At 50.6% G+C, this 15,623-nt stretch carries 14 protein-coding genes and 3 pseudogenes; 6 read left to right on the top strand and 11 right to left on the bottom strand.

Features of this window, described 5'->3' with window-relative positions; translation table 11 throughout:
* Nucleotides 1-9: 9 nt before the first annotated feature.
* Genes ACSQ13_RS00530 through ACSQ13_RS00520 form a run of 3 tightly spaced genes read right to left on the bottom strand, consistent with a single transcriptional unit; the run spans nucleotide 10 to nucleotide 2,947 of the window.
* Entirely contained in the window at nucleotides 10-681 is a 672-nt protein-coding gene (locus tag ACSQ13_RS00530; RefSeq protein ID WP_295512673.1) for a flagellar hook assembly protein FlgD, read from the bottom strand.
* 12 nt (nucleotides 682-693) lie between these two features.
* Nucleotides 694-2,262 carry a hypothetical protein gene (locus tag ACSQ13_RS00525; protein WP_295512674.1) on the bottom strand — a complete coding sequence of 523 codons (1,569 nt, stop codon included), beginning with the start codon at nucleotides 2,260-2,262 and terminating at the stop codon, nucleotides 694-696.
* A 1-nt stretch (nucleotide 2,263) separates the two neighbouring features.
* A complete protein-coding gene (locus tag ACSQ13_RS00520; RefSeq protein ID WP_295512676.1) occupies nucleotides 2,264-2,947 on the bottom strand; it encodes a sigma-70 family RNA polymerase sigma factor in 684 nt (227 codons plus the stop codon).
* A gap of 201 nt (nucleotides 2,948-3,148) precedes the next feature.
* On the opposite strand from ACSQ13_RS00520, the gene ACSQ13_RS00515 reads away from it, so the two are divergent.
* From ACSQ13_RS00515 to ACSQ13_RS00505, 3 genes and pseudogenes are all read left to right on the top strand, one after another.
* Complete coding sequence (locus ACSQ13_RS00515) at nucleotides 3,149-4,747, top strand: tetratricopeptide repeat-containing sulfotransferase family protein (RefSeq protein WP_295512677.1); 1,599 nt, start codon at nucleotides 3,149-3,151, stop codon at nucleotides 4,745-4,747.
* Between the two features lie 151 nt (nucleotides 4,748-4,898).
* Nucleotides 4,899-5,600 (top strand): IS6 family transposase, encoded by a 702-nt coding sequence (locus ACSQ13_RS00510; RefSeq protein ID WP_295512931.1) that lies wholly within the window; start codon nucleotides 4,899-4,901, stop codon nucleotides 5,598-5,600.
* Nucleotides 5,600-5,851 (top strand): annotated as a pseudogene (locus ACSQ13_RS00505) (integrase); the annotation flags it as partial. The gene ACSQ13_RS00510 and the pseudogene ACSQ13_RS00505, both read left to right, overlap by 1 nt.
* 89 nt (nucleotides 5,852-5,940) lie before the next feature.
* Here the strand turns inward: ACSQ13_RS00505 and repC are convergent.
* From repC to ACSQ13_RS00480, 5 genes are all read right to left on the bottom strand, one after another.
* Complete coding sequence (gene repC, locus ACSQ13_RS00500) at nucleotides 5,941-7,035, bottom strand: plasmid replication protein RepC (protein ID WP_295512932.1); 1,095 nt, start codon at nucleotides 7,033-7,035, stop codon at nucleotides 5,941-5,943.
* Between the two features lie 225 nt (nucleotides 7,036-7,260).
* Nucleotides 7,261-8,238, bottom strand: coding sequence for a plasmid partitioning protein RepB (gene repB, locus ACSQ13_RS00495; RefSeq protein ID WP_295512934.1), 978 nt, complete (start codon nucleotides 8,236-8,238; stop codon nucleotides 7,261-7,263).
* Nucleotides 8,238-9,428 (bottom strand): plasmid partitioning protein RepA, encoded by a 1,191-nt coding sequence (repA, locus tag ACSQ13_RS00490; RefSeq protein WP_295512935.1) that lies wholly within the window; start codon nucleotides 9,426-9,428, stop codon nucleotides 8,238-8,240. The genes repB and repA overlap by 1 nt, the downstream gene beginning before the upstream one ends.
* Nucleotides 9,429-9,848: 420 nt before the next feature.
* Nucleotides 9,849-10,874, bottom strand: a complete 1,026-nt coding sequence (locus tag ACSQ13_RS00485; protein WP_295512938.1) for a hypothetical protein — start codon at nucleotides 10,872-10,874, stop codon at nucleotides 9,849-9,851.
* A 262-nt stretch (nucleotides 10,875-11,136) separates the two neighbouring features.
* On the bottom strand, nucleotides 11,137-11,409 hold the full coding sequence (locus tag ACSQ13_RS00480; protein WP_295512939.1) for a helix-turn-helix domain-containing protein: 273 nt from the start codon (nucleotides 11,407-11,409) through the stop codon (nucleotides 11,137-11,139).
* 141 nt (nucleotides 11,410-11,550) lie between these two features.
* Between ACSQ13_RS00480 and ACSQ13_RS00475 the strand changes: the two genes are divergently transcribed.
* On the top strand, nucleotides 11,551-11,910 hold the full coding sequence (locus ACSQ13_RS00475; protein WP_295512940.1) for a hypothetical protein: 360 nt from the start codon (nucleotides 11,551-11,553) through the stop codon (nucleotides 11,908-11,910).
* A gap of 140 nt (nucleotides 11,911-12,050) precedes the next feature.
* A pseudogene (locus ACSQ13_RS00470) lies at nucleotides 12,051-12,287 on the top strand (transposase); the annotation flags it as partial.
* Here ACSQ13_RS00470 and ACSQ13_RS00465 read toward each other — a convergent pair.
* Together ACSQ13_RS00465 and ACSQ13_RS00460 are read right to left on the bottom strand one after the other, a co-directional pair.
* The gene (locus tag ACSQ13_RS00465) at nucleotides 12,286-12,510 is read right to left on the bottom strand and encodes a hypothetical protein (RefSeq protein ID WP_295512947.1); all 225 of its coding nucleotides are present in this window, start codon (nucleotides 12,508-12,510) and stop codon (nucleotides 12,286-12,288) included. The pseudogene ACSQ13_RS00470 and the gene ACSQ13_RS00465 overlap by 2 nt on opposite strands.
* Complete coding sequence (locus ACSQ13_RS00460) at nucleotides 12,498-14,225, bottom strand: HsdM family class I SAM-dependent methyltransferase (protein WP_295512943.1); 1,728 nt, start codon at nucleotides 14,223-14,225, stop codon at nucleotides 12,498-12,500. The genes ACSQ13_RS00465 and ACSQ13_RS00460 overlap by 13 nt, the downstream gene beginning before the upstream one ends.
* Before the next feature lie 490 nt (nucleotides 14,226-14,715).
* Here ACSQ13_RS00460 and ACSQ13_RS00455 point away from each other — a divergent pair.
* Nucleotides 14,716-14,799: pseudogene (locus tag ACSQ13_RS00455) on the top strand (IS6 family transposase); the annotation flags it as partial.
* 246 nt (nucleotides 14,800-15,045) lie between these two features.
* Here the strand turns inward: ACSQ13_RS00455 and ACSQ13_RS00450 are convergent.
* Nucleotides 15,046-15,621, bottom strand: coding sequence for a PIN domain-containing protein (locus tag ACSQ13_RS00450; protein WP_295512944.1), 576 nt, complete (start codon nucleotides 15,619-15,621; stop codon nucleotides 15,046-15,048).
* Nucleotides 15,622-15,623: the final 2 nt, after the last annotated feature.

Genomic DNA, 15,623 nt, shown 5'->3' with positions numbered 1-15,623 from the left:
GTTTAAGGATCAGCTTGCCGACTTTACCGTGATCGAGGAAACGGTTTCCCCGCCATCCAAGCCAAAAATGATCTCACCTTCATGAAATCTAACATCTTCAACTTTAGCGTTCCGGGAAACCTGAATATCGACTGCATTTCCCGCGGAATCTTTGGCGATCATCTGCACCGTGTATTTTCCGGCAAGTAGATCGTTTCCGTAGCTATCTTTACCGTTCCATTCCAAGGGGTTGGCGGTTCCGGTCAAGGTGGACAAGCCGGACAACTTGCGTACGACACGCCCCAAATTGTCGATGATATTGGCGGTCACTTCTGTAGCACCTGGTCCCACTTCATAGCTTGAGCCGTTTGTCCCGTTTTCCATGATGACCGTATTTGATGCAACGTTCACATCGCGGCCCAAAAGATCAAGGCCACCCAGGTTCATCAAGCCACTGATTTGGCTGGTTAATGTCTCCAGACGTGTGTTTGTCTGAACCGCTTGTTCGACCTGCGACAACTGGGCCAACTGCGCCACGAATTGCGTGCTATCAACCGGCTCAAGCGGATCCTGGTTCGAAATCTGTGCCGTCAAAAGCGTCAAGAATTTGTTATAGTCATCACCAAGTTGGGACAGGGATGAATTGGCCTGATCGGTGTTCGATGCGGTAACACTGCTCAGCAACGTTTGGCTCGTTAACATCGGTAATCTCCCTTAGGTGAACAAATCGAGCTGACCGTCTGCGACGATATCAACATGTTCAGACTTGGTTTCAGCTTCGAACATCATGGTACCCTGGTTAACAGAGCCTTGGGACTGCTGTTGGCTTTGACCACCAGTATCATTGGCGTCACTTTGCTCAAAGTCAAAATTACTCGCGTCAGACATGCCAATAGCATGTGCTAACAATTGCCGCTCATCGCGCAAAGCTTGAAGAACCATTGAGTTTTCGACTCTAATCATGACCCTTGTAGTATTATCCTTTTCCGTGAGGATTTCGATATCTATCTTTCCAAAACCTCGAGGTAAAAGACTGACCATTGTACGCCCTTTACGGACTTCAAATGACTTCACTTGGGCAACCAGAGCTTCGGCAAAATGCTTTGGTGCTGTCTTGGGGTGTGCGTCCAGCCCGTCAACTGATCTGCTGGAAAGTGTATTCTGTGTTGCCGCGAGCGCTTCGGTCTCATTGATCGACTGAAGCTGGAGGTCCGTTGTCATTTCAGTAGGGATTTCGCCAACGCCGATCCATTTTACGGATGTCATGTCAAACGTCAGCTTGTTGAAAATATCTGGTGTCTGTGTGTTTTGCGCGGTGGTTGTCGCCATGGCAAACTTGCCCGAAATTTGTTCAGGCGCTTCATCAGCGGCTGTTTCCGAAGTTACCGAAGACGCCGTTGGCTGCATATTGGTTTGAAAAACATCCCGCGTTTTCTTGAAGGTTTGAGCTTTGATATCCTTGATCGGTTCGGCGGCAACCGGCACATCTGCCTGCACCGTCGCAGCCACTTGTTGGGGAATTTTCGAGGGCTCAACGGCACCGGTCATACTTTGCAAATCCCCCTGCCCTTCTCCTTGCGAAGGTCCGGAAACTGTATTTGCCATCTGGGCGGTACTGGTAGCTTGCGTAAGAAGCTGAGCCGCTCCCGATGGTTTTTGCTCACCTGTACTTGGTTTGATTTGCACGGCCGTCGTAGATTGAAGTTGCTGCAAAGGATCGGCTGTTTGGGTGCCAAGATCAGTCTGGATGCCATTTGAGGCCGACGTTTGTGCGTTATTGGCAGTCGGCGTCACCAGAGAAAGCCCATCAGCGCTTTCGATACCACCCTCTGCCAATAACGCACCGGTTTTAAATGCAGCCGGATCGACGGTTGCCGGAACCAGCAGACCCGCTTCAGGCATCATTCCCATCAAGGCGTTTGCGGCTTCCTCGGTCAGAGGTGGTTGAGCCGGGATAATCGGTTGTGCTGATATCAGGCCTCCAAGTGATGCGTCGGTACCATCCAGCATTTCCGGATTAACCAACGCAAAAAGATCATCTTCTCCGGTCACATTAGAAAGTAGCGCGCCAAGGCTGCCTGAGAGCCCGACTTTGTTTTGACCTTCGCCTGTACCAGTCACATTCGGCGTCGCACCCGATTTTGTGGGTGTGACGGCAGCGCCTGATTTTGTTACTTGACCGTTTCCGACCAAAGCAGAGAATGGGCCTGACGAAGCTGTTGATGGTTTCGCGGCAGGGCTAAAGCCAGTATCGGTACCAGTTGGTGGGAGAATGAAATTCACGTTAACTTGCTCTACTTGTTACGACGCCGCGCGACACCAGTTCAGTTTTGAGCCGTACCATCGCACGACGCTCAAGCTGGCGTAACTTGTCAGAGTTAACGCCAAGGCGAACTGATAAATCCTTAACTGATTCAGGGGGCTGCTTGATCATCCGGCATTGCACGACTTCCCGGTCAATCGCATCAAGACCTGCCATTGCCTCAGAAATATTCTTGCACATTTTTTGATGGGAAGATCGGGTAATCAAGTGCTCTTCGGGACTTGGATCGTCAGACACCAAAGACAGAAGCGTGTTTTCGTCATCAACCGAATGGCGGGTCGGTGCCGGGATTTCTTTGGATGTGCCTTCGGGCGTGTCAACGATCGCGTGCAATCGGTTTCGGGCCGTGATCGTTGCGTTTTTCACCCACCAGCGGGCATAGGTGGAAAACCGAACGTCCCGTTCAAGATCAAACATCTCTGCCGCCTTGATCAAACCGATTATTCCTTCTGAAATAAGGTCTTCCCGGTCAGCTTGGTCACTGCTCAACTTTCGCGCCCAATAATAGACAATGCGCGCATGGGACAAAAGAAGCTCTTCCAATGCGCTTGGATCTTTGTTCGTTTGCCAGCCTTCAATGAGAGCCCGTTCTTGCTCCCACTCTAACATGGGCGCTGAACGCGCCAACGCGTATGAGATTTCCATTTGCCTGCCCAACTTTTCTTTTTTTCTCACAACACCACATTTTTTTGTTCTTTAGAAGAACATTTCAGTTAAAGCATGATTAATTTTGGGTAGAACTTAGGTTGCCAAGTAAAATATGGTGCATCCCTCTAAAGAATCTTGTTAGATTGAAGCCTAAGTTTGCAGTGGCACGGGACGAAATGATGGAAGTGATTAACGATAATGCCAAAACCCGCACCCATAGCTAAGATTTTGGCGACCGCTGATAAGGCAAGAGCAGCAAAAGATTGGCACTTGGCGCAGAGCGCATATCAGGATGTGCTTGACCGCTTTCCGGGCAACAGCCGTGCCAAGAAGGGCTTGGATGCTGTCAAATCTGATGCGATGCCTGAATTGTTCAAGATCGCACGCAGCGCAAAGGACACACGCAAGTGGAACCAGGCAGAACGCGCCCTGACTCTTGCTGTGGCGCTTGCCCCGGAAGTGCTGCCCATCAAACTTGCACTTGCAGAAAGCCAGCTCGAGCGGCGGCAACTACCGGCTGCGCTTGCGACAATTGATCATGTCCTGGAGCTGGCCCCGAATGATCACAATGCTAAAATATTGAGGGGCCGAGCGCTTCACGCACTTGGTCAAGGGGCGGCAGCAGAGGACTGTTTTCTAGCTGCATTGGGGCATGAAAGTACCGATGCGGCCGTCTTGAACCATCTGGGGGTCCTCGCACGCGCGCAGGGAGACAAGAGCAAATCCGAAACGTACTTCCGCCGTGCAATTGCTCTTGAGCCAGAGACGTTAGGGTTTCATTCAAATTTTTCAAAAGCGATCACATATACAAAAGATGAACCGCATTTGAAGGCAATGATTAACCTTGCCGCCTCTATCGACCCAGCGGATATTAAGGCCGCTCCGCTGTATTTTGCTTTGTATAAGGCGATGGAGGACTTGGGCGATTTCCCTGCGGCCTTCAAATATCTTGAGGTGGCCAATCGGTTAACCAAAGCGGCGATCGGATATGAGTTCGAGAAGGATGCGGTAAACTATGGTTTAGCGAAGGCCCTTTTTAAGGAGCGTATCGAGCCAATCAAAGGCGAACACACATTCCGCCCGATTTTCGTTACTGGCCTGCCGCGCTCGGGCACGACATTGGTCGAGCGTATCCTGTCGCGTGGGCAAGGTGTGCAGCCGTGTGGCGAGCTGTCTGTCGTTCAAACCGAGGTGCTTCGTCTGATTGATAAGGTCAAAGCCCGCGGGGAGTTGAAGTTAACCACGGACGATATCGCAGAACTTGGCGCAGCACTTCGCGAAGCGCTTGCCAAATATTCTGATGGCAGCCCGATCATCATTGATAAAATGCCGCTGAATTTCAGGTGGATCGGCTTCTTATGTGCTGCATTGCCCGAAGCCAAAATTGTGCATACCCATCGCGACCTGATACCGGTGGCTTGGTCGTTATATAGTCACGCTTTCGACGGGATCGGGAATGGTTTCATCTACGACTTCTTCGACATTGCTCGCTTCATGGTTATTTATCGTGATCTAATGGCGCATTGGCACAGCTGTTACCCAAACCAGATCTTTGATCTGGACTATCAGAAGTTGGTAGATGACCCCGTCTCGGTAACAAGAGCCTTGGCCGAGGCGACCGATCTTGAATGGTCCACAGACTGGCTCTCCCCGGAGCAGGCCGTTAACCATGTATTGACGGCAAGCGCAGATCAGGTTCGCAAACCGATCTACCGTAACAGTGGTGAAAAGTGGAAGAAGTATGAGGAAGAATTCAGGCCGATGACTGAACTTCTGAAATCCGCCAAGTTAATCTGATAAATGGCATCAGAGCCGGTTTCTGGTTTGACCCAGCACAAGGCCCTACGCCCTATTTATCCCTGAGCAGGTCGTCGAGGGCAGAAGACGGTGTTGTCACGTTAACGGGCCTGAGGTTGCTGGTTCATTGATCTGGGCGTAGGCATTGTCGATGCAGACATTGAAAATTAACTACAAGCGCCACCGGTTTCCGCCACAGATCATTGCTCATGTTGTTTGGCTCTACGTCCGGTTCAACTTGAGCCTGCGCGAGGTCGAGGAGCTGATGCTGGAACGTGGCGTGGACGTTTCGTATGAAACGATCCGGCGCTGGACCGTCAAGTTCGGCCCCCTGATCGCCCACGTCCTACGGCGACGGCAGCCGCGCCCCGGCGATGTCTGGCATCTGGACGAAGTCGTTGTGAAGATCGCGGGCCGGTCATACTGGCTGTGGCGCGCGGTTGATCAACACGGCGTTGTTCTTGAGGAAATCCTTCAATCGAGGCGAGACAAGCGCGCCGCAAAGCGGCTTTTGGTCAAGCTAATAAAACGCTGGGGCTTCGTGCCCAAAAGGATCATTACGGACAAATTACGATCCTATGGCGCCGCAAAGCGCGAGGTCGCGCCTGGCCTTGATCATTGGTCACACAAGGGGCTGAATAACCGGGCAGAGAATAGCCATTTACCTTTCCGAAAACGAGAGCGAGTAATGCAGGGCTTCCGATCACCGGGTGGATTGCAGCGCTTCGTCTCTATGCAGTCCGCAACCCGCAATTGTTTCTCTGTCCCAGCCCGCCGTCGGTCCGCTCTCACCATCCGCTACCATCGGCTCGAAGCATTGGAGGCGTGGAAATCCGCGGCAAATGCCCCTTGATCAACGTACGGCATGCTAACTTGCAAACTCGGCGAGTTAACGTGACAACACCCCGCAGCGAGTTGTCCGAGAAAGAGCGCCTTGCCCTGTTCTCTGGGCATAGCTTGCGGGCGGGCCTGGCTTCGAGTGCTGACGTCGACGAACGCTACATCCAGAAGCAACTTGGTCATGCATAGGTAGAGGTGACGCGGTGCTATCAACGTCGGCGGGATCGGTTCCGCGTTAACCTGACGAAGGCTGCCGGACTGTGATCTCGGTGACTTTCTCTGAGCTAGTATTGTCATGGAAGCGCGTTCAACCAGCCTCGCGGGAAGAAAATTGTCCGCGGACAATTGTTGGTTCAAGCTGCATAGTTCTGAGCTGTAGCAAGTCGGCTTATTAGTTTCTCTGGACTAAAGCCTTCACTCTTTGAGCCTGTAGTGATTGAACGAAAGTATGCACCAACGGCTTTGATTTTGCCATGGAACTGCATAATCGCCCATACTGTCGCTGCAGCTCTTAGAGCACCAAGCCGTTCGTGTGCTGCTTCATAGTTTTGGCTAGTGATTCCTATCATCGGTGCAAGCGTTCGTGCATGGGCCACGACATCATGAACTGTTTCAATCTTTCTCAGTGAAAATTTGGCTGCTTCTGTACACGCTGATAGCAATCCTGGGATTGTGATCGGAGCATCAGAACCGGTTAGAGGTGGTTCTTTTTTTAGAGCAATCCTCTCTTTATCAATATGTTCTTTATTTGACTTATGATGGTGCCGGACAAAATGACCGTCACTGGCGGTCATAGTTGTCGTCAAATTAGAATTTTGATCAGCGGTTGCCTCGGCTTCAACTTTAGTGACGGGCAGGTCTGTGAGGATTTGTTCGCAGTCCTGGAGCGACAATTTACGGCGAAGGATACGGAAGATGCTGAGGGCCGTGGTGTCGTTTGGGTTGTTTGTGAGGCTCGCATTGGCAGCTGCGCGGATTTTGGCGCGCAGGTAATCAATTTTCTCTTGTTCCCTCAGGACCTCCGCAGCCATCGCCGCAATTTCATGTAAACGGGCGAAGAGTGGTGAAAGATCGAAACCAAACCGAAGAGCCTTGCCCTCGTGGGTGTTGTGCTTTGTGAAGCGCTTCCGATTTGGGCTATCACGGCGCACGAGTAGACCAATCTCTTGCAACGTTGCTGCGTGACGTCTGATCGTTCTGTCAGAGATGCCGTTGCGTCGAAACGTGAGTGTTGCGTTCGATGCAAACACTGTGTGGTGGTTGCGTTTTGGCGCGAGGCACGAAAGCATCGCATCTAATGTCGAAATCACCGATGCGCTGAGACCGAGGCGCGGGGCCGCGTTGCGAAGCGTAGCAACGACGATGTGGCGCTCTGGAATGGAATTGTCCGCGGACAATATTTCACTGGTCCGCAGCCCAGTGGGTGCAGTTGCTTGTGTAAATGCCATATTTTTTCACGACAACCTGATGTGAAAGGCACCAATATCTCTGAAAATCAGAAAAAAGGCCGCAAATCTACTGCAACCGAATCGGTTGTTGTTGACTGGCGCGGAGAAGCTGGTAAATCTGAAAGTGCAAAGAACAGATTGGGCTCTCCTAGGAATACCTTGGGGGGCTCTTTCTTTTTTGGCTGCTGGTCGTGCTCCTTTTTTAAGTGTTACTGCTCGGTCGTATCAGTCAGATTTTCGCTCTGACTGCCACGCCTCATAGAGACGTGTAAGCTCAGCTTCTGCGTTGTTACGCATCCACTGAGCAAATTCTGGGGCCTCAGATTTTGACAGTTTAAATGTCAAAGCGCGGGCCGTTTCTTTCACCTCAGCCAAAGCCGTCCCATCACTAAGTTTGATGGAGAGGGTAGGGGGGGCCGCTGGTTTGTCAGAGGCCTTAAATTTCAGCGCCTGAGTGATGGCGTCACTGACCATGCCAAAGCGGAAGTCGGAGCTCTTGGCGACATCAAGCTGAAGCGTCGCGGTGATCTGTTCAAGATCGACGCTATCATTGCGCGACTGGTCCGCGAGCTCTTCCCAACGTCTCCGTCCAATGCCATGAGCGGAACCGATCTGCTCGATGACTAACTTTGGAATGGAACGTGCAACTTTAGTCATGCGCGATAGCATTGGTTTGTCTACAGCGAGCGCATCGAGAATGATTGCCTGCTCATAACCACTTGTCGCGAGCTCAGCCGCGAAAAGCGCTTTTTCAATGAAGCTGGGATCCAAACGCTGGGTGTTCTCTTGTCCCTGGGCAAGAATGGCTTCTTCATCAGAAAGAGACCTGACAAGTGCCTTCGCGGGGATGCCGAGGGATCGCAAGGCCCGCAATCTGCGGCGACCATAGACAATTTTATAGTGTCCGGGTTTGTCCTTGATGGGGCGTACCATAATAGGCACTTGCTGGCCGTGGGCCTTAATGCTCTCAGCTAGGGTTGCGACATCGGCATCGGTGAACGAGAGACGGTCCTTAGGGCCGTTCTCCTCAATGACTTCTGCTGAGATTTCTCTCACCGCATTACTCGCGACGTCCTTCAAGGTGGATTTTACGCCACTCATCGCGCCAGTATTTGGGAAGCGCGATTTTTGCTCTCCGGCGGGGACCGCTGGGCTGTCTGCATCCGGTGGGGGAGGGGGCTGGAAAAGGTTTCTACGGGCCATTAGTCAGTCTCCCTTCCCCAAGCTTTCTGGATCGTTTTCTCGAATTCGTCAGCGACGCCGTTCACACTCTCAAGGATCCGAACCAGTGTCTTTTTGACAACCTGGGAGGGGTCCAGCTCATAAATGGTTTGCTGCGTCATCCCCGCATCAGAGATTGCTGTAGATTTGAGCATGGGTGTGGTCAAAACCTGATCGAGGAGAATGGACCTCAAGAAACCTGCCATTTGTGACTGGGGTACGTCCGTTGGCTCATATCGAGCAATCAAGAACTTAAGGAAGTTCCAGTCGATTGGCCCTGCGGCCTCCTCAAGTGTCTGCACAGTTTCTCCAGCCATTTCAAGAAATTGCGCCATTGAGGCAACATCCAGCATGCTAGGAACGACCGTGATCAGAAGGCCGGTAGATGCCAACAAAGCAGTCATCGTTGTGAACCCTAGTTGAGGCGGACAATCGATGATTACGAGGTCGTAGTTTGTTTCAATTTCGTCGAGGGCAATCGCAAGTCGTTGCGTAAATGGTGGGTCGACTTTGTGCTGAAGTGCATAGGCTGTTTCGGTCTCGTACTCAGACAGCAATAAGCCTGCGGGTGCGAGGTCGAGGTTGTGAAAATAGGTCTTCCTAATGATTCGACTCAAAGCAATAGGGTCTTCGTATTTTAGGGCATCATAAATTGTGCCACCTTCGGCAAATTCAATTTCAGGACGATATCCAAACATGGTGGTCAAACTAGCTTGGGGGTCCATGTCGATTGCAAGTACCCTGTAGCCACGCAGTGCATATCTTTGAGCTAAGTGGATAGCACTCGTCGTTTTGCTACTTCCTCCCTTAAAATTTACGATTGATATAACCTGAAGGGCGTCGTTGTCCCGACGTCCAGGAAGATACGCGTCGCCATTGCGGCCCGTTCTTGCCATTACATGGCGAACTTGGTCAATTTCCTCAGCAGTATAAAGTCTACGCCCTCTGGAATCGGTCTCTACATCGGGGAAATCACCGTCCTGATGGCGAGTCCTGAGATTAGACATACTGATGCCGGTAAGCTCGGCTACTTCGGCAGGATGAAACTTGCGTAGCATTTTTCTGCTATCGGGCTGGAAGCTATTGCGCATATGAGTGTTAAGCGCTTCCGAAAGGCGGGCAGCGTTAGACGCAATGGATGCGGCGATTGAACTGGATTCTACAGCTTTCATGTTCGAATGTATTCTGCCCTCTGGGCCTCTTAGTGGGCCGATTGTATTTTGTCGCTAAATGGCGTGATTTGCGCCAGTTAGCGACAACTTAACTCATTGCACGCAACTTATCCTCAAGCAACAATTTTTTGCTTTGAGATAATACCGCAAGTAAGGGAATAGTTAATGCGTTGGTGCGATATATGCCCCTAACGTTTTGATAACGTTAAATTTAATATTTTTCATTCCTTTTGATGCAAGATGTTGTGCAAGCAACTTTTGCACACACAATTTATGGTCCCGTCCTCTAACTTAGGGATCGGTCAGCTTTCCGCAGCCCAGTCGCGAATCTTCCACGACCTTTAATTGGACGGACCCAACCTGATTTCCAAAGCGATGTGAAAGGTTAGTTTGTCCAGACCTAGACAGTATTTGTTCACCTCAGCTTCTGAGTGCTTCTAGGACGCGGTAGAGAGCCGCTTCATCCTTGTCACGGACAAGATCGACGAGATTGCGTCCGTTTTCTGCCGGATCATGACTGAGCAGTTGATCGATGATCGTAATCGGATGCCAATCAGTAAATTCGGCGGCAATCTCCGCAACAAGCGGGCCTAGATGATACGTCATCAACTCTGGCCCAGTCGGGACTGGTACATCGTTCAATGATACAGGATGGCTATATTCTGCTTCCCGCGCGTCAGCATAGAGGCCCGAAAGGTAAAAGTTTTGAGACGAACAGTGATCACAAGCTGGATAAATTCCGCTTTTTCCCCGCCTTCGGCTGCCAACATGGCCACAAATCGCGCATGTTTTGTATGTGTCTAGTTCAAGTTGAGCCTCGGCAAGATCTACACAGTCGTGATATCTATGATAACCGATTGAAATTCTTCCATATTTTTCCTTGGCATCGGAAATTTGAACTGTACCAGGCGGAAGGTCCGCTTCCAAAACAGCGTGCTCCATTTCCTGAAGACATCGATCAAGTGCATCTAGCCATCCTCTGCCGACAGCAGGTCGCAATGAGGCGCAGTTATTCAAAACCAAGTCAGGATAGCTTTCAGCTATATCTAGAAAGAGACGGGTACCGTGGCCGTCATTCTCTTTGAAGGGATCACGCAAAACGCGATTGTAGCAATGACAACAAAGCGTGCGGATATTTGAGCCAATCTTTTGGGCTTGGGCTGCATTGCCGCAACTTTCGCAGCTGCGTTCGACCTCGCGGGCGATGTCGTCAAGCATTTGTCTCGCGCGCGCATTTTCAGAGCCTTCGGTGTAGATGCCCAAGGATCCAGATTCTTGCTTGATCCGTGCAATTTTTGGTAAGGATTCATAATCTCCAAGCTCAATGCGCATCTTTTGCATGCGTAAATCAATGCCCTCAATCCACCCCTGCATGTCTTTTTTGCCAAGCGATCTTTCAAGAGAAGTTCTGATATCATTCCAGTCAAATGTTTCAGGATTTTTCACATAGCTCTCTACAAATTTGCTATTTCTTTGCTAGGAGTGGCGGGAGTCGAACCCGCGCGCCGGCAGTCATCTACTGCTTAAAAAGGGTGTATAAGGCCCGTTGCCCACCTGGCACTCCTACTGTCCGTCTGAAAGTCAGATGGATATTCGGAATGCTCTGTCGGTGTATGCGCTGGCCATAGAACTAATAAATGAGCGCTTGGCGCTCCAGTCAAGCTGATTTTAGCTTTGGGTGAAATGGAGCGTCGTCTTGCTGCCGACCTTAGCTGCTTTTGGGAGACTGACGTTCGATCCGTTTTGCTTCAGCTTCGATCTCAGTCACAAAGCTGCCTAGCGATATTTCGAGTCCATCACATAGCCTCTTTAGTGTTTGCAGCGTCGGTTGATGCCGACAGCTTTCAAGGAGCGAAATATATCGCATGCTCCGGCCGGCTCTAAACGCGAGGTCCTCCTGGGACAAACCGGCCGCGTGGCGGTGTCTGCGAAGTACCTTCGCGAGCGCATTTATTAGTGGATCTGAATCTGAAGTGACCATCCGCTGACAAAGCAGACAAATAGAGGTTGCGACTATGAAGTATACTGTGAATAATGAAGTATACTATGAATGGTTCGTCCAACTTGTCTCAAGCGGATGAATGTTCTCTCCAGTAGGGTCAGCAAACGGAAAACGTGATGTATGGATAAGAATAGTTTTCTAGAAAAAGAACTGGCAGCTCTTATTCAAGAGAGTGTTCGCGATGGACTCATCGCGGCTCTCGCTCCTCCAGATAGTCCGCATGAAACGGATAGCTTTCCGCCGAATTCTGGCAGCTCGAGCAGACGTGATGATCGGAGAAAATCAAGATATCAAGGGCAGCTGCACTTAACAGTGCTGCCAGAAGATCAGGAGTGGTTCAACGTACTGTTCCGTGACGCGGGAATTCAAAAAGGGAGGCTCTTCAGTCTTTTGAGATCTTGTTTTGAGCATATGGAAGACACGGGCGAGATCGAATTGATACTCAAAAAGTTCAACATTCGAAAAATACGAGGTGATTAGTCTCAAGAGCTCCCTTTGTGTGTCCACCTTGGAATCTGTGATCCCGATTGAGGTGGATAGCATAACGGGAGATTTGGGATAATTTGGCGGGTTATCCAGCCAAAACCATCGATTTTGATGCAGCGAGAGAGGGCAAACACATGGGCCAACAACAGACTGACGAATTTAGGAAGGAAGCGGTGCGTATCGCACTGACAAGCGGTCGATCACGCCAGCAAGTAGCGGACGATCTTGGTATAGGTAAGTCCACTCTGGGCAAATGGATAGTGGCGCAGCGCGATTCAGCTAAGGAGCCAGAGCAAGACCAAGGGCTGGAAAAAGAGAACGAAAGGCTACGGCGCGAAAATCGCATTCTCCGAGAAGAACGGGAGGTCCTTATAAGAGCAACCCGGATATTCGCGAGCCAAGCCCTTTGACAATGTTGGCCGGTAACAAAACCTTCATCAAAGCCTGAAAATGTTTGCCAGCATTAGTCGTTTCCACACTTAGAAAATAGCCAGTCTTGCCAACGAAAAAGCCCAGCTTCACAGCAATATCTGATCCTGTTGTTGGATTAATTGCCGCGGGGGCATGGCTACGACGCAGACCTACAGATAGCATGCGATTTTTCCTGGAGAGGGCAGGGGCATCGTAAGTAGATCGGAAGCTGAGACTGACGTGCCACCTGCTATGCATCGCAGTACATTGTCGGCTATCTTGCTGTTTAGATAGTTTGCTAAATCTTCCAAGCTGACTCGGGGCCTGTTTTGAATGGGTCGGATGATGTTGATATGATTTTCGACAACAACTGAGCCGTGTTGGTCAAGAAAGGTTTTTGGGAGTAGGGCCGCTACGAGCCGCCTAGGCTGTTCCTTTGTGGTTGCCCGTTGGACTAGAATGCACTGCTCTGTGCACAGTAGATGTTCGTCGCCGTTCTCGGTTTCAAACCAGATCTTTCCTTTCTGCCGCGATGCGCGCCATTGAAAGACCCCCAACCGCCGAACGGCTTCTGACCAGATCAGCGGAACGCTTTGGCCGGTGTGATTGGATCTGAGCCTGTGCTTATGCCTATTCCAGATGATGGGACCTGTTGAAACCGAGTATCCCCAGTCGCTCAACCGGCACTCAAACCCGTTCAGAATATTTTCAAGGCCTGCTTGTTCCCGTGATCGTGGGAACGCCCACGGCGCACCTAATTCCCTGGTAATTTGATGTCGTCCGAGTTGGTAGATTTTCAATTCACCGTTGGAGCCATGGTATATTTCTTGGACAGTAACGGGTGGGCGAGGTTGAATACGAGTAACGCTGGAAATTACCATTTCCTGTCTGACACCTTCAAAAACGCTACTTCTGGAGCGCAAAAATTGCAGGTGTTTTGGTTCCGTATGTTCAGACAGCAGATTACGTAGTTTGCGGGAATACCGTCCAGAGAGAAAACTTGTAGGTGTAACAAATACGATAGTTCCACCGACGCGAACGAAACGAAGTGCTTGGTCCCAGAACAGTGCAAAAAGGTTGGCATGACCGAAAGTGCTGCGTTCAAAATGTCGCCTTTGTTCGGCTGTAAGCTTGGTCCTGCCGAAAGGAGGATTACCGATTACGAAGTCAAACTGTTTGCTCTCTCTGATGGCCAGCGTGTCAGCACATTTAACAATCGTACGAAAGATGGCGTCTTGATCACGGCAAAACGGCAGCGCCAAGATATCTATTGAAACTTGAGCGAGCCAAGCGCCGAAGGGATCGATTTCATATCCAACCAGATTTTTTGAAAGATGGGTCAAAACCTCGGAGCAGGGCCGTCGTTTGATAGCGTCAATCATCCGTTCTGCAATCGCAGTGAGTATGACGCCACCACCACAGCTTGGTTCAAGGAAACGATGACGGGTCCAATCTGCTTTTGCATCGTTAGCCAAGGCCAAAAGCATGTCCGAGATCGCTGGCGGAGAATAAAAAATCCCACCTAGCGATTTCGCGGACTTTGGCAAAAGAGAACTGTAAAGCATGCCGATTTGGTATGCCGCAAACTGAGCGTTGCAGTTGGCAACCACTTCGCCGAACTGCGCGACGAGATCGCTCAGATTTGCGGATAGGACTTTTGGGCACACCACTACGGGAGGGCACCGCAGAGGTGGGCTGTGATGAAGGTCTCTCGTCAATACCGCCCATCTATTTTTGACGGCTAGCGAAGTCAGAGTCTGCGCTAGCAGTCGGCTCGGCTCATGAGCAGCGGTCGACATTTTCACGATTAGTTTTCTGAGCGAAACTGATTTGCCTTCATAGTTGGAATGGGCGGTGATTGGTTTGGAATTTGCGTTAGAGGGATCAAAGTTTTTCACGTCGAGTGTCCATTAGTTCGTCTGGACACAGAATATCCTCCGATGGTTAAGCTCAGTTTTAGTTGAGGCTTTGGGGGGAGCTTGCTTTTAAGAAGACGTTAACCATTCGGTCGATCTCAGAACGGCCAGTCAGGTTACTCGGCAAAGATCCGTATTTTCAGTGGTTTTCGAAAGGGCTGGTTATCGCCCCGAATTCCGACATTGAGCTGAAAACCATTTTTCGTCGGCTCTCTCAGTTACTCCGCACAAAAGTAATCAAATTCCGCAAATAGGTAACCATTTTGTTGAAGTCAAAAGTAAGAAAAAACCTGAGGTGCGTAACCATTTTCCGCGAGAACAGTGGGGATGAGAACGGCATCGACAAGTTGTTTGACGCTTCTGGTCCGTGTAGCGGCTGGTGAAAGAAATACCAATCCCGATGACGCGCCTGTAAGTCTTTAACTTGCCTCTTTAGATCAACGCCAATGCGGTACGGGCTCACAGCTAGGTCGCTGAGAGCGCTGCGGATGTTGAAGACCTTTTTGCCGAACGCGGCGTGATTATAGCCCGGGAAACGATCAGGCGCTGGGTCAATTGATACCTTGCTAAGAATGACCGGTTTCCTAGATTTTCCGCGCCCGCCGTTCCGCCTCATCATCACATCCTGGCTCCACGCAGGGTCAGACGTCTTCAGTCTGGGGGTGCTTCGCAGCCGAGCTGGCCCTCGAATTTGGTAACTTCGCCATTCTAAAACAGACAAGAATAATCTGGCACTTGCCGAGTTAGAGACAAATAATAATTTGTGTCTATAAAATTGGAAGAGTGTCATGTCCAGGTAGGCTTAGATCGCGTCTCGGTGTGGTTTCAATCTTGCAGAAAGTAAGGGCAGCCCCTTTGAAATCAGGTTCATCAGATATTCTGGTGCTGTGAGCTTACTTCTCAGATTTGCCCGATGTTCGCGGATAATGCTTAGGGCTTCCAGCTCGTAGTGCTCGAACGTGCTTGCCAGAAATTTGTCCGCCGAGCCGCGTTCGATATCGAGTTCGCCCAGAGTGTCCACTGGGAAATGCTTGAGATTGTCTGTCACAATGTACTGCGCATTGGTGCGGATCGCAGCCGCGACCACATGCCTGTCATCAAGATCGGGAAGGACGACGGTATCGATGAACCGCTCGTACCCGTCCACCCAGGCATCCTCAAAATGTTTGCGCATCAGCGCATCCGTCCGCCTTAGCTGGTCTTCCTTGTCTGCGTATTTGGCGATGGCATTGGTCAACCATTCCTGCTGAATCTGCTCCGTCCAGCGTGCCCGGTACAAGTCTGCTTCAAAGAAGCGGAGTAACAAGTCGCGCTTCATGTTGGGAAACAACACGCTGGCATCAAGAACGGCAGTGTATCGGTTGGCCGCAGGTATCACGC

Origin of the sequence: Sulfitobacter sp. SH22 (assembly GCF_965641905.1) — a bacterium.
Taxonomy (GTDB): domain Bacteria; phylum Pseudomonadota; class Alphaproteobacteria; order Rhodobacterales; family Rhodobacteraceae; genus Sulfitobacter.
This window is presented reverse-complemented; position numbering and strand designations above follow the sequence as displayed.

Excerpts from the sequence above, each read along its gene's own strand:
- ACSQ13_RS00530 (WP_295512673.1), bottom strand. The coding sequence starts at position 681 with ATGTTAACGAGCCAAACGTTGCTGAGCAGTGTTACCGCATCGAACACC.
- ACSQ13_RS00520 (WP_295512676.1), bottom strand. The coding sequence starts at position 2,947 with ATGGAAATCTCATACGCGTTGGCGCGTTCAGCGCCCATGTTAGAGTGG.
- ACSQ13_RS00515 (WP_295512677.1), top strand. The coding sequence starts at position 3,149 with ATGCCAAAACCCGCACCCATAGCTAAGATTTTGGCGACCGCTGATAAG.
- ACSQ13_RS00510 (WP_295512931.1), top strand. The coding sequence starts at position 4,899 with ATGCAGACATTGAAAATTAACTACAAGCGCCACCGGTTTCCGCCACAG.
- repC (WP_295512932.1), bottom strand. The coding sequence starts at position 7,035 with ATGGCATTTACACAAGCAACTGCACCCACTGGGCTGCGGACCAGTGAA.
- repB (WP_295512934.1), bottom strand. The coding sequence starts at position 8,238 with ATGGCCCGTAGAAACCTTTTCCAGCCCCCTCCCCCACCGGATGCAGAC.
- repA (WP_295512935.1), bottom strand. The coding sequence starts at position 9,428 with ATGAAAGCTGTAGAATCCAGTTCAATCGCCGCATCCATTGCGTCTAAC.
- ACSQ13_RS00480 (WP_295512939.1), bottom strand. The coding sequence starts at position 11,409 with ATGGTCACTTCAGATTCAGATCCACTAATAAATGCGCTCGCGAAGGTA.
- ACSQ13_RS00475 (WP_295512940.1), top strand. The coding sequence starts at position 11,551 with ATGGATAAGAATAGTTTTCTAGAAAAAGAACTGGCAGCTCTTATTCAA.
- ACSQ13_RS00465 (WP_295512947.1), bottom strand. The coding sequence starts at position 12,510 with ATGCTATCTGTAGGTCTGCGTCGTAGCCATGCCCCCGCGGCAATTAAT.